The organism is Bradyrhizobium sp. JYMT SZCCT0428, from assembly GCF_018131075.1.
GTDB lineage: Bacteria > Pseudomonadota > Alphaproteobacteria > Rhizobiales > Xanthobacteraceae > Bradyrhizobium.
In genome coordinates, this window is record NZ_JAFCLS010000009.1 from 142067 (window position 1) to 161503 (window position 19437).

The window sequence follows — 19437 nt, forward strand, 5'->3', positions numbered from 1 at the left end:
CTTTAGTGCCGGAGCGGCGTCCTCAAGTCGAGCGTCAAAGGAAATTCTATTGTGCGTTCCTCGGGCGGCAGATCGACCTTTCCCGGGGTGTGGCCGTGGTCCTGAAACCGGGCCAGCCGCCGCGCCTCGGCCTCGTAGGAATTGACCGGCTTGGTGTCATAGCTGCGGCCGCCGGGATGGGCGACATGGTAGACGCAGCCGCCGAGCGAGCGGCCGTTCCAGGTATCAATTAAATCAAATGTCAGCGGGGCGTGGACCGGAATGGTCGGATGCAGCCCGGACGCCGGTTGCCAGGCCTTGAAACGGACACCGGCGACCGCCTCTCCGGAGCGGCCGGTGGCCGTCATCGGCATCCGCCGGCCATTGCAGGTGACGACGTGGCGGCCTTCGACGAAGCCAGACGCCTTGATCTGCAACCGTTCCACCGACGAATCGACATAGCGCACGGTGCCGCCGGCCGAGCCCTCCTCGCCGAGCACGTGCCACGGCTCCAGCGCCTGCCGCAGTTCCAGCGAAACGCCGCCGTGATGAACCCGGCCGAACACCGGGAAACGAAATTCGAGCTGCGCGGAATACCATTCCGGTGAAAATTCGTAGCCGGACTGCTTGAGCTCTTCGAGCACGCCCAAAAAGTCTTCCCAGAGAAAATGCGGCAGCATGAAGCGGTCATGCAGCGTGGTGCCCCAGCGCACGAACTGGCCTTGTTGCGGTTCGCGCCACATTTTTGCGATCAGCGCCCGGATCAAGAGTTGCTGCGCCAGCGACATGCGCGGATCGGGCGGCATTTCCAGCGCGCGGAACTCGACCAGTCCGAGTCGGCCGGTCGGGCCATCAGGCGAATAGAGCTTGTCGATGCAGATTTCGGCGCGATGGGTGTTGCCTGTTATGTCGACCAGGATGTGCCGGAACAGGCGGTCGACCAGCCATAGCGGCGCCTCGATGCCCGGCGGCGGCACGTGCGCCAGCGCGATTTCCAGTTCATAGAGCCCGTCATGCCGCGCCTCGTCGATACGCGGCGCCTGGCTGGTCGGGCCGATGAACATGCCCGAGAACAGATAGGACAGCGACGGATGACGCTGCCAGTACAGCACAAGGCTCTTCAACAGATCGGGCCGGCGCAGGAACGGTGAATCTTGCGGCGTGCTGCCGCCGACCACGACGTGGTTGCCGCCGCCGGTGCCGGTGTGACGGCCGTCGACCAGGAAACGGTTGGCGCCGAGGCGCGTCTTGGCAGCATCCTCGTAAAGGCCGTAGGTGATATCGACCGCCTCGCGCCAGCTTTGCGCCGGCTGGATGTTGATCTCGATCACGCCGGGATCGGGCGTGACCTTGATGACTTCGACGCGCGGATCATACGGCGGCGAATAGCCCTCGACATGGACCTGCAACTGCAGCTCTTCGGCGGTCGCTTCTACCGCCGTGACCAGCTCCAGATAATCGTCGACCTTCTCGACCGGCGGCATGAAGGCGCAGAGGATGCCGTCGCGGATTTCGATCGACATCGCCGTGCGCACGGGTTCGAGTTTTGGCTTCTCTTTTTTCTTTTCGGCTTCCGTCTGATCTTGGCCGGACGTTGGCAGTTCGTCGCGCGGCTCCATCGGATCCTGCTCGACGATGTAGGGATATTCTTCCGGCGGAATGTGTTCCAGCGAAGCGATCGGCAGCCGCAGGCCCAGCGGAGAATCGCCTGGAAACAGGAACAGATGGCCGCGCCGGATCTTCCAGCGTTCGCTGCGCCAGTGCCCTGGCGGGTGCTTGAAGGCCTCGTTCCAGCGCTGGATCGGCAGCACAAATCCCTTGGGCTTGTTGAGCCCGGAATCGAACACCCGCGCCATCCGTGAGCGCTCTTCCGGATCGGCCAATTTGGAGTCGGTCGGATCGACATTGGCCGGCAGCGCCGCTTCCTTCTGCAGCCAATGCGCGGTGTCTTCGAAGGCGGGCAGCACGTAGTCCGTCGCGAGTCCGAGCTTTTGTGCGACGCCTTCGGCAAAATGTTCGGCGTCGGCGATTTCGGCCTTGCGCGGATTTTCGATGCTCGCAATCAGGTCGGCGTTCTTCCAGATCGGCACGCCATCCTTGCGCCAATAAAGCCCGAACGCCCAGCGTGGCAGGCTCTCGCCCGGATACCATTTGCCCTGCCCGTAATGCAGCAGGCCGCCAGGCGCGAAACGCGCATGCAATTTGCGGATCAAATCGTCGGCCAGCGCGCGCTTGGTCGGGCCGACGGCAGCGATATTCCATTCCGGCGATTCCAGATCGTCGACCGAGACGAAGGTCGGCTCGCCGCCCATCGTCAGCCGCACGTCGTCCTTTTTCAGATCGGCATCGACCGCCTCGCCGAGCCTGTCGAGACGCGACCAGGATTCGTCCGAGAACGGCCGCGTGATCCGCGGGGCCTCGCGGATGCGCTTGACGCTCATCTCGAAGCCGAACTCGACATTGGCAAAGCCGGCGCTGCCTGAAATCGGCGCCGCCGAACGATAATGCGGCGTGGCGGCGACGGGGATGTGTCCCTCGCCGGTCAGCATGCCCGAGGTGACGTCGAACCCGATCCACCCTGCCCCCGGCAGATAGACCTCGGCCCAGGCATGCAGATCGGTGAAATCGCTTTCGACCTCGCGCGGGCCTTCGACCGGATCGATGTCGGGGCGGAGTTGAATGAGATAGCCGGAGACAAAACGCGCCGCGAGCCCGAGATGCCTGAAGATCTGGATCAGGAGCCAGGCGGAGTCGCGGCAGGAACCCGAGCCGGCGGCGAGCGTCTCCTCCGGCGTCTGGGTGCCCGGCTCCATGCGGATGACGTAACCGATTTTCTTCTGCAGCTGCGCGTTGAGGCCGACCAGGAAATTGACGGTGCTGTCGGCCTCACGCGGGATGTCCTTCAGGTAGGCGGCAAACAGCGGCCCCTCGTCCGAGGTCGCCAGATATGGCGCCAGCTCGGTCTTGAGATCGTTGGTATATTGAAACGGAAAAGTAGTGGCATAGGGCTCGACGAAGAAGTCGAACGGATTGACCACGGTCATCTGGGTCGAGAAATCGACCTCGATCTTCAGCTCGGTCGCCTTCTCCGGGAACACGAATCGCGCCAGCCAGTTGCCTTGCGGATCCTGCTGCCAGTTCACGAAATGATTTGAAGGCGTGACCTTGAGCGAATAGCTCAGGATCGGCGTGCGCGTGTGCGGCGCCGGCCGCAAGCGTACGGTTTGAGGCCCGATGTCGATCGGTCGGTCGTATTTGTAGTGCGTAACGTGATGTAGTGCGACGAAGATCGACACGGACAGGCTACTCCAGCAGCTTTTTTAAGCAGAACACTGGTTCCGGTCGACATCAAGCACTAACAACGGGCATGGGGTGCCTACGGGAAGTGCGGAATTGAGGCGTTTTGCCAGCCACCTCGTCGTGGCCGGGCTCGTCCCGGCCATCCACGTCTTGCTTTCTATTCGCACTTAGAAAGCAAGAAAGACGTGGATGCCCGGCACCCGTCTCCGCCAAGGCTCCGACGTGGCCAAGAGCCGCCGGCTCGCCGAAGCTTTAGCGAAGGCGGCAAGGCCGGGCATGACGGAACTGATTGCCTGTCCTCACATCACATCGTCGCGCCGATCACCCACGGCGCAAACTCGGCGCTGCCGAAATCGAAACTCTCGCTCTTGGTCGGCTGGCCCGATGCGGTTTTCAGCATCAGCTCGAAGATGCGCTGGCCGCATTCCTGCACGGTTTCCTGGCCGTCGAGGATGGTGCCGCAATTGACGTCCATGTCCTCTTCCATGCGCGTGTACATCGGCGTGTTGGTCGCAAGCTTGATCGAGGGCGCGGGCTTGCAGCCGAACACGCTGCCGCGGCCGGTGGTGAAGCAGACCAGATTGGCGCCGCCCGCCACCTGCCCGGTCGCCGCGACCGGGTCGTAGCCCGGCGTATCCATGAACACAAAACCCTTCTTGGTGACGGGCTCGGCGTAGTTCAGCACGTCGACCAGATTGGTGGTGCCGGCCTTGGCCATCGCGCCCAGTGATTTTTCTAGGATCGTGGTGAGGCCGCCGGCCTTGTTGCCGGGGCTCGGATTGGCGTTCATCTCGGCGCCTTCCCGCGCCGTGTATTCATCCCACCAGCGCATCAGGCCGACGAGTTTTTCGCCGACCTCGCGGCTGACCGCGCGGCGCGTCAACAGATGTTCGGCGCCATAGGTCTCCGGCGTCTCCGACAGGATCACGGTGCCGCCATGGCGCACCAGCAGATCGCTCGCGGCGCCCAGCGCCGGATTGGCTGACACGCCTGAATAGCCGTCGGAGCCGCCGCATTGCAGGGCCACCGTCAGTTCGCTCGCCGGCACCGGCTCACGCTTCACTTTATTCGCGTCGATCAACGCCTCGCGCACAAAGGCGACGCCGGCTTCCACGGTCTTGCGGGTGCCGCCGACTTCCTGGATGTCCATCGCGCGCAGACGGCCCGCGAGCTTCTGCTCCTGCATCAAGCCGCCGATCTGGTTGACCTCGCAGCCGAGGCCGAGCACGACGACGGCCGAAAAATTCGCATGCCGCGCGTAACCGCCCAGCGTCCGCCGCAGCAGCGCCAGCGGCTCGTCCTGCGTCATGCCGCAACCGGTCTTGTGCGTCAGCGCCACCACGCCGTCGACGTTGGGAAAATCCGCCAGCGGATTGTCGCCGGTGAACGGATTTTTCTTGAACATGTCAGCGACGATACCGGCGACATGCGCGCTGCAATTCACCGAGGTGAGAATGCCGATATAGTTGCGGGTCGCGACCCGCCCGTCGGAACGGCGGATGCCGTCGAAGGTCGCGGGCAGATCGAAATTCGGCGTCGGGATAACGTCGACGCCGAACGCGTAGTCCTTGGCGAAATCGCCCATGCCGCAATTCTGGGTGTGGACGTGCTGGCCCGGCGCGATGGGGATCGTCGCAAAGCCGATGATCTGGCCGTAGCGCCGCACCGGCTCGCCGGCCGCGATCGGCTTGATCGCCACCTTGTGGCCGGCGGGAATCCGCTCGACCGTGGTGACGCCGTCGGCCACGACCATGCCCGCCGGCAGGCTGGAACGTGCAATCAGCACGCCATCATCGGGGTGCAAGCGGATCACGGGGGCTGGGGCCATGACAGGTCTCCTGGCTATCTCAAAACGATCGTGCCCCGGATGCTGGTGATCCGGGGCCCATGTCTTACCACAACAAATCGGTCCCGGCTCTGCGATGCACCGCCAAGGAAGCGCTGCATCGCGTCCGGAACACCAGAGCTTACGCCTTGCCGGCTGAGTCCTTGCGGGTCTGGTTCACCTGCATCTTGGCGTAGGTCGCCATCAGGCCGCTCTCGTTGGACAGCGTCACCAGCTTGAAGCCCATGTTGATCGCGCGGACGGCGCCTTCTGCGCCCGAGCAGTGGATGCCCGCGTGCAGGCCGCGCTTGCCGCATTCCTTGATGATCTTCTCGTAGATCTTGAGGATTTCCGGCTCCTCGCGGTCGAGCTTCGGCACCAGGCCGTAGGAGAAGCCGAGATCGGAGGGTCCGATATAGACGCCGTTGATTCCCTCGACATCGAGGATCGCTTCCATGTTCTCGACGGCCGTCTTGGTCTCCATCATCGGCAGCAGCACGATTTCGTCATTGGCGGTCTGCTGATAGGTGCCGGCGGAACCGTACATGCCGGAGCGGATCGGGCCGTTCGAGCGCGTGCCCTTCGGCGGATACTTCGCATACTGAACCAGGTTCTTCGCTTCCTCCGGCGTGTTGATCATCGGGCAGATCACGCCATAGGCGCCGCCGTCGAGCACCTTGCCGATGATGCCGGGCTCGTTCCAGGGAACGCGGACCATCGGCGTCACCGGGTGACCGTTCATCGCCTGGAAACACTGCACCATCGACTGATAATCCTGCACGCCGTGCTGCATATCCACGGTGACGCTGTCGAAGCCGCATTGTGCGATCACTTCGGCCGAAAACCCTGACGGGATGGCCAGCCAGGCGTTGACGACGGCCTTGCCCGAAGCCCAGACTTTCTTGACGTTGTTTGTAGTCATTGATCGCGTTTCCTTTTGTGATCGTTGCAATCGGTGGATTTCACTGAACAGCTGAGCTCACCGCCCGCTGGATACTGACCTCGCTGACACCGACCTCACGGGCGGTACTGACGATCGCTGCCCAGGTATCATCCGGCAGCGGCACACCGTTGCTGGTGCGGTCGGCACGCATTTTCTTCTCGGGATCGCCGGGGATCAGCACGGCGTCAACGCCTGAGATCGGCTTGGTGGCCCGGATGAAGTCGACATAGCGCGAGATTTCGCCGTCGAAGAAATTGCTGGTGTCGATCACCTTGGGATCGACATAGATCGCGAGCATGCCGTTGGCGAATTGCCGGTCCGCCGAAGTAGCACCAGTGCCGGTCAATGCGCCGCCGAGCAGTTCGCAGATGAAGGCGAGCCCTGAGCCCTTGTGCTCGCCGAACGCCCGGATCGCGCCGGTGCCCTTGGTGTGATCGCGCGGGCCTTCCGCGCCGTGCGGCCCATAGAGCACCGCCGGGTCTTCATTCAGTGTGCCGTCGGCATCGACCAGCGCACCCGCAGGCAATTTCTTGCCGCCGCGGCTCGCGACCAGCACCTTGCCTTCGGCGACAACCGAGGTCGCGAAATCGAGCACGATCGGATCCTGGCCCTTTCGCGGAATGCCTACGCAATAAGGCGCGGTCGACAGCCGCTTCTCGACGCCGCCATAGGGCGCAACCAGCAGCGAGCCGGCGGCGTTGACGAAATGCACCGAGACGAGGCCCTCGGCTGCAGCCATCTCCGCCCAGTCGCCGACGCGGCCGATATGGCCGGCGTTGCGCAGCGCGATCGCGGCCAGCCCCGCCTTCTTGCATTTCTCGATGCCGATCCGCACCGCCTGCGGCGTCACGGTCTGTCCGTACCCGAACTTGCCGTCGACGACCGCAAGCGAAGGCGTATCAACCACGACTTCGACGGTCTGATCGGGAACCACCCTTCCCGTCTTCCTCCAGCTGACATAGAGCGGCACCCGGATCACGCCGTGGCTGTCATGGCCGGTGAGATTGGCTGTGGTCAGATAGGTCGCGATGCGCCTTGCTTCTTCGGCGGAGGATTCCGAACGGGAAAAGACCTCGGCAACGAAGTTGATCAAATTGCTGACTTGGATCGTGACCATGTCTGGAGTTCAGCCTGTTCTTCGTCGTTCGGTCCAGCCGCATCATCCCGCGACGAAACCGCTAGCTCCCGTGCCGGTTTTCATGACCGGCTTGGCTGCACTTTGAGCGAAAAATGGCATGCGTGTCTATGGCCTCAGTCGCATTCGGGCAATGATTGCAATCATTTGCCTCCCCGCTATGCGTGGCGCCGGTAGCATCATGCAAATTTGTGCTCACTCCTCGATCTCGCCGCTTTCCTCGCCTGCCACTTCCATGGCCACGAGGCTGCGTTCCAGCACGCCCAGCATATCCTGCAATTCGGCAAGCTTGCGGGCACCATAACGGCTGGTGATTTCGGCGTAGATCGCTTCCGAGGTCGGCGCCACCGCCTCGATCAGTTTCAGTCCCTTGGCTGATATCGATACAACGGCGCGGCGCAGGTCGGCCTTGGCCGTACGGCGCTCGATCAACTGGCGCGCTTCGAGATCGCGCAGGATGCGCGACAGGCTTGGTCCCAGCAGAAACGCGACACGCGCCAGCTCGGTCACTTCAATGGCATCCACGGTCGTGAGCGCGCGCAGGATCCGCCATTGCTGTTCGGTGAGGCCGTGATTGCGCAAGGAGGGGCGGAACTGCCGCATCACGGCTTCGCGGGCGCGCAGCAGCGACATCGGCAGCGAACGCGAGAAGTCGCGCATCGGCGCGCGCCGCGCCGTCTCGGCCGCTTCGGTGTTGGATTCCGTCTGCGATTTCTTCCGTGCCATCCGCCAATCGTCCGCCATCACTAATGCTGATCAAAGGGAATAAAGTTTTGCGGTGCAGCAAGCGTGGATTCGGTTTGATCAATATCACTTAACATGTTAATCATATTCCGGCACCATCTTTTTGCTGAGCATATATGGCCCTTTCCAACGACCAGATTCGCGCCGCCGCCGAGCGGCTGGACCATGCGGAAAAGACCCGCACGCAGATCCGGCAGATTTCGCTCGAGCACCCCGGCATCACGATCGGCGACGCCTACGCGATCCAGAAGGCGTGGGTCGACATGAAGATCGCGCAGGGCCGCATTGTCAAAGGCCACAAGATCGGCCTGACCTCGAAGGCGATGCAGAGCGCGCTCAATATCAACGAGCCGGATTCCGGCATCCTGCTCGACGACATGTTCTTTGCCGACGGCGGACTGGTACCATCGGACCGCTTCATCGCCACCCGCGTCGAGGCCGAACTGGCGTTCGTGATGAAGACTCGGCTTTCGGGCCCGGATTGCACGATGTTCGATGTGCTCAACGCCACCGATTTCGTGGTGCCGGCGCTGGAAATTCTGGACACACGCGTCGAGCGGGTCGATCCGCAAACCAAGGCAACACGAAAAATCTTCGACACCATCGCCGACAACGCCGCCAATGCCGGCATCGTGCTCGGCGGCCGGCCGATCCGCCCGATGGACGCCGACCTGCGCTGGATCGGCGCGCTGTGCTTTCGCAACGGCCAGCTGGAAGAGACCGGGCTTGCCGCCGGCGTGCTCAACCATCCTGCAACTTCGGTGGCCTGGCTTGCCAACAAGATCGCGCCGAATGGCCTGGCGCTGGAAGCGGGGCAAGTAGTGCTGGCAGGGTCGTTCATTCGCCCGATCGAAACCCGCAAAGGCGACACGATCCAGGCCGACTATGGTCCCTACGGTTCGGTGAGCTGCTACTTCGCTTGATACTGAAACGGGAACTGCTGGAGTTAACGACATGCCGCATTTCACGATCGAATACTCCGCCAACCTCGACGGACGCGTCGATATGGGTGCTGTCGTGGAACTGGTGCGCAAGGCCGCGGTTGAAACCGGCATCTTCCCACTCGGCGGCATCCGTGTCCGCGCGATCAGATGCGAGCACTACGCGATCGCCGACAACAGGCACAATTACGGCTTCCTCGACATGGTGCTGCGGCTCGGCGAAGGCCGCGACCTCGCCACCCGGAAGAAAGCGGGCGAGCACATCTTCAAAGCTCTCTCTGCCTATCTCGATCCGGTATTCACAGAGACAAAATTCGCGTTGTCGTTCGACATGCAGATCAACGACAAGGAAACCAGCTGGAAACGCAACAACATCCACGAAGCTCTGAAGGTGGAGACGGTCAATGGATAAGGTTACCCCGAAAGACGTGTTTCAGGCCAACCGCGACCGCGCAGCTCCCCTGCTCGCCAAGCTGAAAGACGAGGGCATCGGCCACATGATCGACGGCAAGGTGGTGCCGTCGATCTCAGGGCAAACTTTCGAGACCAGATCGCCGGTCGATGGCGCGGTGCTGGCTTCGGTTGCACGTGGCAAGGCTGATGATATCGACCGCGCCGCCACGGCGGCGTCGCAGGCATTCAAATCCTGGCGCGACATGCCGGCTGCGACGCGCAAGAAGCTGCTGCATCGCGTCGCTGACGCTATCGAAGACCGCGCCGACGATATCGCCGTGCTCGAATGCATCGATACCGGGCAGGCCCACCGCTTCATGGCCAAGGCGGCGATCCGCGCCGCCGAGAATTTCCGCTTCTTCGCCGACAGATGCGCGGAGGCCCGTGACGGACTCAGCACGCCGAGCGAGGAACACTGGAACATCTCGACGAGGGTGCCGATCGGCCCGGTCGGCGTCATCACGCCGTGGAACACACCGTTCATGCTCTCGACCTGGAAGATCGCGCCCGCGCTCGCCGCCGGCTGCACCGTCGTGCACAAGCCCGCGGAATGGTCGCCGGTGACGGCGGACCTCCTTGCAAAACTGGTAAAACAGGCCGGTGTGCCCGATGGGGTGCTCAACACCGTACACGGCATCGGCGAGGAGGCCGGCAAGGCGCTGACCGAGCATCCCGCCATCAAGGCAATTGGTTTCGTCGGCGAGAGTTCGACGGGCTCGGCGATCATGGCGCAAGGTGCGCCGACGCTGAAGCGCGTGCATTTCGAGCTCGGCGGCAAGAACCCCGTGATCGTGTTCGACGACGCTGATCTGGACCGCGCGCTGGATGCGGTCGTCTTCATGATTTACTCGCTCAACGGTGAGCGTTGCACGTCGTCGAGCCGGCTGCTGGTCCAGCAGGGCATCGCCGAAAAATTCATTGAGAAACTGACAGTGCGGGTCAAGGCGCTGAACGTCGGCCATCCCCTCGATCCCGTCACCGAGATCGGCCCGCTGATCCATGAGCGGCATCTTGCAAAAGTCTGCAGCTATTTCGAGGTCGCGCAGAAGGATGGCGCGACCATTGCGGTCGGCGGCAAGCCGCATGACGGTCCCGGCGGCGGGCATTATGTGCAGCCGACGCTGGTCACAGGCGCGCACGCCAAAATGCGTGTCGCGCAGGAAGAAGTGTTCGGGCCGTTCCTGACCGTGATTCCGTTCAAGGACGAGAAGGACGCGATCGAAATCGCCAATGGCGTGCAGTACGGCCTCACCGGCTACGTCTGGACCGGCGACATGGGCCGCGCGCTGCGCGTCGCTGACGCACTGGAAGCCGGCATGATCTGGCTCAACTCCGAAAACGTTCGTCATCTGCCGACACCGTTCGGCGGCATGAAATCGTCCGGCATCGGCCGCGACGGCGGCGACTATTCGTTCGACTTCTACATGGAAACCAAACACGTCTCGCTGGCGCGCGGGACGCACAAGATTCAGAAACTGGGAATTTAGGGATCACCGTCATTCCGGGGCGCGGAGCGAACCCGGAATCTCGAGATTCCGGGTCTGGTGCTAACGCACCATCCCGGAATGACGAAGCCAATCAAGGAAACGCCTTATGCCCGTACCTACACACATCTTCGATCCGCCGTTCAACATCATCCGCTCCAGCCACGCCGTGCTCGACGTGACGGATCTGAACGCCAGCAGCGAATTCTACGAAAAGACCGTCGGCCTCCATGTCGAGGACCGCGACGACAAGGCGGTCTATTTGCGCGGCGCCGAGGAGCATCAGCATCACTCGCTGGTGCTGCGCAAGGCGCACGCGGCGGCGTGCAACCGCCTCGGCTTCAAGGTCGGCAATGACGGCGATCTCGACAAGGCGGCCAGCTTCTTTTCCGAGAACGGCATCACCTATGCCTTCGCCGAGCAGCCGTTCCAGGGCCGCACGCTGCACTTCACCGATCCCTTCGGCTTCCAGATCGAACTCTATGCAACGATGGAGAAGCGCCCGCATCTGCTGCGGCGCTACGACCTTTACAAGGGCTGCCATCCGCAGCGGCTCGATCACTTCAACGTCTTCGCCGCCGAAGTTCAAGGCACCGTCGATTTCTATGCGCGGCTCGGTTTCCGGCTAACCGAATATGGCGAGGAGGACGGGCCGAACGGCCGCATCGCCGCAGCCTGGATGCACCGCAAGGGCAACGTGCACGATTTTGCGATTACCAACGGCAAGGGCCCTCGCCTGCACCATTTTGCTTACTGGGTGCCGACGGCGATGAACGTGCTGCATCTCTGCGATGTGATGGCGTCCAGCGGCTTCTTGAAGAACATCGAGCGCGGCCCCGGCCGCCACGGCATTTCGAACGCGTTCTTCCTCTATATCCGCGACCCCGACGGCCATCGGCTCGAACTCTACACCAGCGACTATTTCACCGGCGATCACGACCATGAGCCGCTGCGCTGGTCGCTGAAGGACCCGCGCCGGCAAACGCTGTGGGGCGCACCGGCGCCGCGCTCCTGGTTCGAGCAGGGCTCGCCGTTCACGGGGCAAGCGGTGCGCGAACCGGCGTTCGTCGCCGACGTCACGATTGCAGATTAGGACGCCCAGATGACCTCACCTCGCCTCGCGACCTATTCGATCGGCGGCGTCACCAGATACGGCGCCGTCACCGACACCGGTATCGTCGATCTCTTCGCCCGCTTCGGACAGGAATATCCGACGCTGCGCGAAGCCATTGCCGCCGGTGCGCTGATGAAGCTTTCCGAGGACGCCGCAAAGCGCTCGCCGGACAATGCGCTCGACGCCATCACCTGGCAGCCGCCGATCCCGGCGCCGGAAAAGATCATCTGCATCGGCGTGAACTATCCGGATCGCAACGCCGAGTACAAGGACGGTCAGGACGCGCCGAAATTTCCCAGCATGTTCATGCGCACGCCGCGTTCCTTTGTCGGCCACAACGCGCCGCTGGTGCGTCCGCGCGCGTCGGCGCAGCTTGATTACGAGGGCGAACTGGTGCTGGTGATAGGCAAGGCCGGCCGCCACATCAAAGAGAGCGACGCGCTGGATCACATCGCCGCGGTGACGCTCTGCAATGAGGGCACGATCCGCGACTGGGTGCGGCACGCCAAATTCAACGTCACCCAGGGCAAGAACTTTGATTCCACCGGCAGTCTCGGCCCGTGGCTGGTTCCCTACACCAGCGAAGCACAAATTGCGGATATCCGCCTGACCACAAAGGTCAACGGCGATACGCGGCAGGACGACCGCACCTCGCGGCTGATCTTCGGCTTCCGCTATCTCCTCAACTACATCTCGACCTTCACCACGCTGGTGCCCGGCGACGTCATCGTGACGGGAACTCCGACGGGCGCCGGTGCACGCTTCGATCCGCCGCGCTACCTCAAGCCCGGCGACGTTATCGAGGTCGAAGCCGAAGGCGTCGGCGTGCTGCGCAATGGTGTGGCCGACGAAGCCTGATCAATCCTTGCAATGATGGAACAGTGACATGACTTCAACATCCGGCGGCGAAGCGATCGTCAACGGCCTCGTCGCGCACGGCGTCGATACCGTGTTCGGCCTGCCCGGCGCGCAGGTCTATGGGCTGTTCGACGCCTTCCATCAGGCACAGTTGAAAGTGATCGGCGCGCGGCACGAGCAGGCTTGCGGCTATATGGCCTTTGGCTATGCGCGTGCCAGCGGCAAGCCCGGCGTGTTCAGCGTGGTCCCCGGCCCCGGCGTGCTCAACGCCAGCGCGGCGCTGCTCACGGCGTTCGGTTGTAACGAGCCGGTGTTGTGCCTGACCGGTCAGGTGCCGACGGCGTTTCTCGGCAAGGGCCGCGGCCATCTGCACGAGATGCCGGACCAGCTCGCAACGCTGCGAACTTTCGTCAAATGGGCTGATAGAATCGAATATCCCGACGACGCGCCGGCAAAGGTCTCGCGCGCGTTCCAGGAAATGCAGTCGGGGCGCCGCGGCCCGGTGTCGCTCGAAATGCCGTGGGACGTGTTCACGCAGCGTGCGCAGGTCGGCAGTTCAAAACCGTTCGATCCCTTCCCGGCCCCGCAGCCTGACCCTGATCGTATCAAGGCGGCGGCGGCGCTGGTATCCGGCAGCAAGCGGCCGATGATCTTTGTCGGCAGCGGCGCGATCCACGCACGCGAGGAAATCCTCGAACTCGCCGAAATGATCGATGCGCCTGTGGTGGCGTTCCGCAGCGGACGCGGCATCGTCTCCAATGCGCATGAACTCGGGCTGACGATGGCGGCGGCCTACAAGCTGTGGCCGCAGACCGATTTGATGATCGGAATCGGGACGCGCATGGAATTGCCGGCATCGGGATTCCGCTGGCCGTTCCAGCCGGCCGGCCTGAAGTCCATCCGTATCGATATCGATCCGTCGGAAATGCGGCGGCTGACGCCGGACGCCGCCGTGGTCGCCGACGCCAGGGCCGGCACCGCCGATCTGGTCGCCGCGGTGAAGAAGGCCGGTTACAGCAGGACCAGCGGACGGCGTTCCGCGATCCGTGAAGCTACCGCTGCCGCGCATCGGGAGATCCAGAAGGTTCAGCCGCAGATGGCGTATCTGAACATCCTGCGCGAGGTGCTGCCGGCGAACGCCATCGTCACCGACGAGCTGTCGCAGGTCGGCTTTGCCTCCTGGTACGGTTTTCCGATCTACGAGCCGCGCACCTTCATTACCTCGGGCTATCAGGGCACGCTCGGTTCGGGATTCCCGACCGCGCTCGGCGCCAAGGTCGCGCATCCGGACCGGCCGGTGGTCGCGATCACGGGCGACGGCGGCTTCATGTTCGGCGTGCAGGAGCTGTCGACCGCCGTGCAGTTCAAGATCGGCGTGGTGACGCTGGTCTTCAACAACAACGCCTACGGCAATGTGCGGCGCGACCAGCGCGAACGCTTCGACGGCCGCGTGGTGGCGTCCGATCTGGTCAATCCGGATTTCGTCAAGCTCGCGGAATCCTTCGGCGTCGGCGCCGCGCGCGTGACCTCGCCCGATCGTTTCCGCGCCGCGCTGGAAAAGGCGCTGGCCGATGGCGGGCCTTATGTGATTTCGGTGGAAGTGCCGACGGATTCGGAAGTCAGCCCGTGGACATTTATCCATCCGGCGAAGCCGTGATTTTTTCACTGTCATTCCGGGGCGGCGCGAAGCGACGAACCCGGAATGACTGTTAAACTCTCCGCTCCTGCAGGCCGCGCTGCATTCGCGACGCCGCGATCACCAACAGGCCCGCCCCCGCGACCGCCCAGCAGGCCACCGGCGCCCAGTGCAACAGCGGCGCGTATTCCGGCAGCTTTTGCAGGCCGCCGGCGACCGCCGCCATCCGCGCAAAGGTCGCCAGCGCCAGCGCCGAAAACATCAGCCCGATCACCTTGCCCTCGGCGCCGGTGTCGCCGATCGCCAGCGCCGCCGATACCGCGCTCATCAGCATGCAACCCCAGGCCGCACCCGCCACGAACTGCGCGACAATAAGGACGTTGAGGCTGGCGGACAGCTCGGCAGTGAGCACCGCCAGCGCACCGAACAGGCCGGCCGCGCCGATCACGACCAGCCCGCCGCGGTGCTTGACCACGACGCTCGCCGGAAACATCGCGATGTTAAAGCCGATCCAGAACACCGGCAGCAGCCACTGCAACTGATCTTGCGTTGTGAAACGCAGGAAGAACGACGAGCTGTTGAGGCTGAAGTGCAGTTGATAGCCGAGCGACAGGATCACCATCGACGCGATGAAGAACATCGGGATCGTGCCGAGCGCTTTGGCTGGGACCGCCTTCTCGCTCGGGGCAGGCGCTTGCGCCGCAGCGTCGCGCTCGACCTTCGACAGCGCCAGCGTGGTGAGCAGCAGGACGACGCCCGAAATCAGGAACGGTAGCCGCGGATCGTGGTTGCGCAGCACCGTGCCGAGATAGGGCGAGATCGCGCCGGCCAGGCCGTAACCCGGCATCGCCAGCGCCGCCAGCAACGGCACCTGTGACCGCGCGCGATGCTTGCCGAGCAGCGTCAGCGGCGGTGCACGCAACGCCGACGAGGTCACGACCCAGATCACGATCAGCACGATGAACCAGGCCTGCGCGCCCGGACCCGTGCCGGCCACGAACGGCAACGCCACGAACGCCGCGCAGGAGATCGCGGTCAGGATGCCGACGAAGACGCCGAGCCGGCCGATAAAGGGTGCGATCTTGTCGGCCGCAATTCCCATCGCGGTGTCGGTGATGGTGAAGATCGCCTGATCGAGCATCAGGATGAAGATCACCATGCCGGGTGCGATCCCGACCTGCGCTGCAAGCTTCGGCAGATAGATGACGTAAGTGGTCCAGCCCAGCGTGAAGATCAGTTGCAGCACGGCCAGATAGATGCCGGTGCGGCTGGCGCCCCCGCCGCTGCCGGCCTTGACGTCTGTGCTGCTCATGTCTCGCTCCCCGCCCGGGGAGAGCATAGACCAGACGAAACTTCAATGGGAAGCGGTTAGCCTACAGTCAGCGCGCTTTTCGAAAAGTCAGATTGATGCGCTGGCGGCCCAACACGGCGTGCTCAGCGTCGGCCAGCGGCGCCACGCCGTGAAAGAACAGCCGCGACGGCCCGCCCCAGACCACGACGTCGCCATGCACCAGCCGAAACCGGGCCGGCTTGTCGCTGCGTTTCAATCCGCCGAACAGGAAGATCGCCGGTATCCCGAGCGACACCGAGACGATCGGCGCGGCAAAATCCTGCTCGTCCTTGTCCTGATGCAGCGACATGCGGGCGCCCGGTTCGTAGCGGTTGATCAGGCAGGCATCCGGCGAAAAGTTTTCGAAGCCGCCCTCGGTCGCCGCTTCGGCGGCCAGTTCGCGAAACACCGCGGGCATTGCCGGCCACGGCTGGCCGGAATCGGGATCGACGCCGTCATAACGATAACCGGTGCGGTCGGTGACCCATCCGGCATTGCCGCAATTGGTCATCGCCACCGACATCTGATGGCCGCCTGGCGTCGACATATGGCGGAACGGCGCCTCTGCCACGATCGCGCGCAGCGCCGGAATCAGTTCGGCTTCAAAGCGCAGCGCGAAACCGCGCAGCAGCACGGCGCCATCGGCCATCGCTTCCCGCGACGACTGCACATCGGCGATGGCGTCGAACAAATCCGTAGTCAATTCGCTTGGCACTCACATGGCGTGGTGAACTACTTGGCGTCGTGAAAGATCACGCCGACGGTATGACGGTGGCCGGAACGGATCTGGCTGACGCCGTGGCGCAGATTAACGCGATAGAACCCGCGCGTCCCCTGCACCGGGCGGTGATGCACAGCAAATGCCACCGCATCGCCCTGTGTGAGCGGAACCACCTCGGGCCGCGACTGCATCCGCGGCCGTTGCTCGGTCAGCACGAATTCACCGCCGGTAAAATCGCGGCCGGGTTCCGAGAGCAGGATCGCGACCTGCAGCGGGAACACATGCTCGCCATAGAGATCCTGGTGCAGGCAATTGTAGTCGCCGGGCCCATATTGCAGCAGCAGCGGCGTCGGCCGAATTTGCCCCGCGTCATGGCAGCGCTTCAGGAATGCCTGATGCGCCAGCGGATAGCGGATATCTATCCCCATCGTCTGGTTCCAGCGATTGGCAATGCCGCACAGCCGCGCATACAGCGCCGGGCGCAGTTCCGCGATCAGGTCGGGCAGCGGATAGGAAAAATATTTGTATTCGCCGCGTCCAAAACCGTGACGCCCCATCACGATGCGGCTGCGGAATTGGCTGTCGTCAGGATAAAGCGCCGCGATCGCCCGGCATTCGTCCGGCGCCAGCAATCCCTTCAGCACGGCGCAGCCCTGCCCGTCGAGATCGGCCGTCACCTGCGTCCAGTCGATGGCATCGACCCGGGCAGCGATGTCGGGGGATGCGTGGCGATCGGTGGTTTTTGCGGTTGCTTTCATGGCGGGCAGTTTCGCAAGTCCCGTTGTACCGGGCCACCCGATTTCCGATAACTCCATCCCCGTCATTGCGAGCGCAGCGAAGCAATCCATCCCGTCGCGCGAAGAAAAGAATGGATTGCTTCGCTGCGCTCGCAATGACGAAAAAGGCGGCAGTCTATCCCAGCACCGGCAACGCAATCACATCATAGCCGTGACCGATCTTTCGCTTCAGCACCGGGTCTTCCAGTTCGAATTCGAACCGGCTTGCCGGGCGGATGCCGCCTTTGGCGGCAAAAGTGCCACCGAACATCGCGCAGCCGTCCGGCAGCCCTTTGCCGGCAAAGCCACGGTCGATCAGGTCCTTGACCGGCAGCATGCCATCGAGCGTGCCCACCTGATACAGCACCTTCTTGCCGTCGATGACGGCCCAGGAGCGCAGGATCATCTGGTCCCAGTGACCGATGACATCTTCCAGCTCCCACAGCACGGAGGCCATCGGCTTGTCGCACATCTGCTTGGAAACCGTGACGCTGTAGGCTTCCACCTTGCGATCGGTATGGTCGGAGCCGCAGCCGACAAGGATACGGCCCTGCCAGCCGATCAGCACGAACTCGACCTCGCCGCTGGAATCGCCACCGCTGACTTCGATGCTGTCAGTGGTGGTGATCCGGCACGCGGAGACACGGTAGTAGATCGGCGTCGAGGCCGGCCGCGCGATGCCGATCGCTTCCAACTCGGCAATGTGCTTGTCGCGCGCCACCGGATCGCGCCCGGTCCAGCCGGCAATCACGGCCTGATCGATCGCCAGCGTCAGCGGCGTCGGCGCGCCCTTGTCTTGAACAGTAAAGGTAAGATCAACCACGGATGCCATTCTCCATTCCGGCCGCAAGTTCAAAGATGCAGCGATCTCTTCCGCCCGCTCCCGCGAGCATGAGCCCGACCGGCACCTCGCCTTCGCGATGCGCGGGCAGCGAGATCGCGCAGCCGTCGAGCATGTTGATCAGCGTGCAATTGCGCAGCGCGCGCAGGTTCTGCGTCGCGAATGCCTTGTCGTCGGCGAGGTCGGCAATTTTCGGCGGAGTGTTGGCCGTGGTCGGCATGACAAGCGCGTCATAGGGCGCGATGCGCGCCTCGGTATGCGCGATGAACGATTTTCGCGCGCCGAGCAGATCGATATAGTCGGCAGCACTCATGCCTTCGCCGCGCAGGATGCGGACGTGAACACGGGGATCGTAGACGTCGCCTTTGCTCACGATCAGATAGCGGTGCCACGCATAGCTTTCCGACGCCGCGAAGCCGCCCTTGGCGTTCATCGCGCCGACATCGAGGAATTCCGGCACCTCGATCCGTTCGATCAGCGCGCCCTGCCGCGACAGCGTCTCCAATGCCCGCTCAAAGGTCTTTGCAACCTCGTCATCAAGATCATCGAGCGCGACGGTGGTCGGCACCGCGAGCCGCATGCCCCTGACGGGGCGCGGCTGCAACACCGGCAGCTCAGGCTCGTCGGCCAGCACGGCGTCCATCGTCGCGCAGCACTGCACGGTGCGCGCCAGCGGCCCGAAACTGTCGAGCGAGAAGGACAGCGGCACGCCGCCGTCGAGCGGCACGCGGCGTTGCGTCGGCTTGAATCCAACGATGCCGTTGAACGCCGCCGGAATCCGGCAGGAGCCACCGGTGTCGGTGCCGAGCGCGCCATGGGCCATGCCGTCGGCGACCGAGACCGCCGCACCCGAGGACGAGCCGCCGGGCACGTGGCCGACGCTGCGGTTCCAGGTGCTTTTCGGCGTGCCGTAATGCGGATTGATGCCGATGCCGGAATAGGCGAACTCGGTCATGTTGGTGCGGCCGATCACGATGAAGCCGGCACGGCGCAACCGCGCCACCACGGGCGCGTCGGCTTCCGCCGGCGTGCAATCCTCCTCCAGTGCCCGCGAGCCGGCGCGGGTCACCTGCCCCTTGATGTCGAACAGATCCTTGATCGAGACCGGGATGCCGGCAAACGGCGACGGCACCGCATGCGCCTTGCGCAGCCGGTCCATCGCGTCCGCCGCGCCCAGTGCGCCTTCCTTGTCGACATGGATGAACGCACGTGACCCCTCACCCGAGGCGTCGGCGATCTTGGCGAGACATTCCTCGACCAGCTTGCGGGCGGAGGTCGCTCCGCTGTCGAGATCGGCGGCGAGTGTGGCAAGTGTTGTTGTATTCGGCATGAGTTTCTCTCGCTGCTTCTCTTTGCT

At 63.6% G+C, this 19437-nt stretch carries 16 protein-coding genes; 6 read left to right on the forward strand and 10 right to left on the reverse strand.

The genetic code is table 11. The features are described 5' to 3' along the window. Window positions 1-2 precede the first annotated feature (2 nt). From JQ575_RS11820 to hpaR, 5 genes are all read right to left on the reverse strand, one after another. A complete protein-coding gene (locus JQ575_RS11820; RefSeq protein WP_212033363.1) occupies window positions 3-3275 on the reverse strand; it encodes a DUF2126 domain-containing protein in 3273 nt (1090 codons plus the stop codon). Between the two features lie 308 nt (window positions 3276-3583). Then, on the reverse strand, window positions 3584-5107 hold the full coding sequence (locus JQ575_RS11825; protein ID WP_212033364.1) for a UxaA family hydrolase: 1524 nt from the start codon (window positions 5105-5107) through the stop codon (window positions 3584-3586). A gap of 139 nt (window positions 5108-5246) precedes the next feature. After that, the gene (locus JQ575_RS11830; protein ID WP_212000601.1) at window positions 5247-6026 is read right to left on the reverse strand and encodes an HpcH/HpaI aldolase/citrate lyase family protein; all 780 of its coding nucleotides are present in this window, start codon (window positions 6024-6026) and stop codon (window positions 5247-5249) included. A 40-nt stretch (window positions 6027-6066) separates the two neighbouring features. Beyond that, complete coding sequence (locus tag JQ575_RS11835) at window positions 6067-7164, reverse strand: malate/lactate/ureidoglycolate dehydrogenase (RefSeq protein ID WP_212033365.1); 1098 nt, start codon at window positions 7162-7164, stop codon at window positions 6067-6069. A 213-nt stretch (window positions 7165-7377) separates the two neighbouring features. Then, window positions 7378-7908 carry a homoprotocatechuate degradation operon regulator HpaR gene (hpaR, locus tag JQ575_RS11840; protein ID WP_212033366.1) on the reverse strand — a complete coding sequence of 177 codons (531 nt, stop codon included), beginning with the start codon at window positions 7906-7908 and terminating at the stop codon, window positions 7378-7380. Window positions 7909-8042: 134 nt separating this feature from the next. On the opposite strand from hpaR, the gene hpaH reads away from it, so the two are divergent. The 6 genes from hpaH (at window position 8043) to JQ575_RS11870 (ending at window position 14433) form a co-directional block, all read left to right on the forward strand. Then, complete coding sequence (hpaH, locus tag JQ575_RS11845) at window positions 8043-8849, forward strand: 2-oxo-hept-4-ene-1,7-dioate hydratase (RefSeq protein WP_212033367.1); 807 nt, start codon at window positions 8043-8045, stop codon at window positions 8847-8849. Between the two features lie 31 nt (window positions 8850-8880). Next, the gene (locus tag JQ575_RS11850) at window positions 8881-9279 is read left to right on the forward strand and encodes a 5-carboxymethyl-2-hydroxymuconate Delta-isomerase (RefSeq protein ID WP_212033368.1); all 399 of its coding nucleotides are present in this window, start codon (window positions 8881-8883) and stop codon (window positions 9277-9279) included. Further along, window positions 9272-10807 carry a 5-carboxymethyl-2-hydroxymuconate semialdehyde dehydrogenase gene (hpaE, locus tag JQ575_RS11855; protein ID WP_212033369.1) on the forward strand — a complete coding sequence of 512 codons (1536 nt, stop codon included), beginning with the start codon at window positions 9272-9274 and terminating at the stop codon, window positions 10805-10807. The genes JQ575_RS11850 and hpaE overlap by 8 nt, the downstream gene beginning before the upstream one ends. A 106-nt stretch (window positions 10808-10913) precedes the next feature. Next, window positions 10914-11897: a 3,4-dihydroxyphenylacetate 2,3-dioxygenase gene (hpaD, locus tag JQ575_RS11860; protein ID WP_212033370.1), complete on the forward strand. Its 984-nt coding sequence runs from the start codon at window positions 10914-10916 to the stop codon at window positions 11895-11897. Between the two features lie 9 nt (window positions 11898-11906). After that, window positions 11907-12776: a fumarylacetoacetate hydrolase family protein gene (locus JQ575_RS11865; protein ID WP_212033371.1), complete on the forward strand. Its 870-nt coding sequence runs from the start codon at window positions 11907-11909 to the stop codon at window positions 12774-12776. A 28-nt stretch (window positions 12777-12804) separates the two neighbouring features. After that, a complete protein-coding gene (locus tag JQ575_RS11870) occupies window positions 12805-14433 on the forward strand; it encodes a thiamine pyrophosphate-dependent enzyme (RefSeq protein WP_212033372.1) in 1629 nt (542 codons plus the stop codon). A 52-nt stretch (window positions 14434-14485) separates the two neighbouring features. On the opposite strand, the gene JQ575_RS11875 is transcribed toward JQ575_RS11870, so the two are convergent. The 5 genes from JQ575_RS11875 to JQ575_RS11895 form a co-directional block, all read right to left on the reverse strand. After that, window positions 14486-15724, reverse strand: coding sequence for an MFS transporter (locus tag JQ575_RS11875; protein WP_212033373.1), 1239 nt, complete (start codon window positions 15722-15724; stop codon window positions 14486-14488). Between the two features lie 67 nt (window positions 15725-15791). Next, window positions 15792-16445: a DNA oxidative demethylase AlkB gene (alkB, locus tag JQ575_RS11880; protein ID WP_212033374.1), complete on the reverse strand. Its 654-nt coding sequence runs from the start codon at window positions 16443-16445 to the stop codon at window positions 15792-15794. A 29-nt stretch (window positions 16446-16474) separates the two neighbouring features. Next, the gene (locus tag JQ575_RS11885; RefSeq protein ID WP_212033375.1) at window positions 16475-17221 is read right to left on the reverse strand and encodes a 2OG-Fe(II) oxygenase; all 747 of its coding nucleotides are present in this window, start codon (window positions 17219-17221) and stop codon (window positions 16475-16477) included. 154 nt (window positions 17222-17375) lie between these two features. Beyond that, entirely contained in the window at window positions 17376-18062 is a 687-nt protein-coding gene (locus tag JQ575_RS11890) for a DUF2848 domain-containing protein (RefSeq protein ID WP_212033430.1), read from the reverse strand. Next, window positions 18055-19410: an amidase gene (locus tag JQ575_RS11895; protein WP_212033376.1), complete on the reverse strand. Its 1356-nt coding sequence runs from the start codon at window positions 19408-19410 to the stop codon at window positions 18055-18057. Before JQ575_RS11895 ends, JQ575_RS11890 begins: the two co-directional genes overlap by 8 nt. Window positions 19411-19437: the final 27 nt, after the last annotated feature.

Excerpts from the sequence above, each read along its gene's own strand:
- hpaD (WP_212033370.1), top strand. The coding sequence starts at position 10,914 with ATGCCCGTACCTACACACATCTTCGATCCGCCGTTCAACATCATCCGC.
- hpaE (WP_212033369.1), top strand. The coding sequence starts at position 9,272 with ATGGATAAGGTTACCCCGAAAGACGTGTTTCAGGCCAACCGCGACCGC.
- JQ575_RS11870 (WP_212033372.1), top strand. The coding sequence starts at position 12,805 with ATGACTTCAACATCCGGCGGCGAAGCGATCGTCAACGGCCTCGTCGCG.
- JQ575_RS11830 (WP_212000601.1), bottom strand. The coding sequence starts at position 6,026 with ATGACTACAAACAACGTCAAGAAAGTCTGGGCTTCGGGCAAGGCCGTC.
- JQ575_RS11835 (WP_212033365.1), bottom strand. The coding sequence starts at position 7,164 with ATGGTCACGATCCAAGTCAGCAATTTGATCAACTTCGTTGCCGAGGTC.
- JQ575_RS11895 (WP_212033376.1), bottom strand. The coding sequence starts at position 19,410 with ATGCCGAATACAACAACACTTGCCACACTCGCCGCCGATCTCGACAGC.
- JQ575_RS11865 (WP_212033371.1), top strand. The coding sequence starts at position 11,907 with ATGACCTCACCTCGCCTCGCGACCTATTCGATCGGCGGCGTCACCAGA.
- hpaR (WP_212033366.1), bottom strand. The coding sequence starts at position 7,908 with ATGGCACGGAAGAAATCGCAGACGGAATCCAACACCGAAGCGGCCGAG.
- hpaH (WP_212033367.1), top strand. The coding sequence starts at position 8,043 with ATGGCCCTTTCCAACGACCAGATTCGCGCCGCCGCCGAGCGGCTGGAC.
- JQ575_RS11875 (WP_212033373.1), bottom strand. The coding sequence starts at position 15,724 with ATGAGCAGCACAGACGTCAAGGCCGGCAGCGGCGGGGGCGCCAGCCGC.
- JQ575_RS11825 (WP_212033364.1), bottom strand. The coding sequence starts at position 5,107 with ATGGCCCCAGCCCCCGTGATCCGCTTGCACCCCGATGATGGCGTGCTG.
- JQ575_RS11850 (WP_212033368.1), top strand. The coding sequence starts at position 8,881 with ATGCCGCATTTCACGATCGAATACTCCGCCAACCTCGACGGACGCGTC.
- JQ575_RS11885 (WP_212033375.1), bottom strand. The coding sequence starts at position 17,221 with ATGAAAGCAACCGCAAAAACCACCGATCGCCACGCATCCCCCGACATC.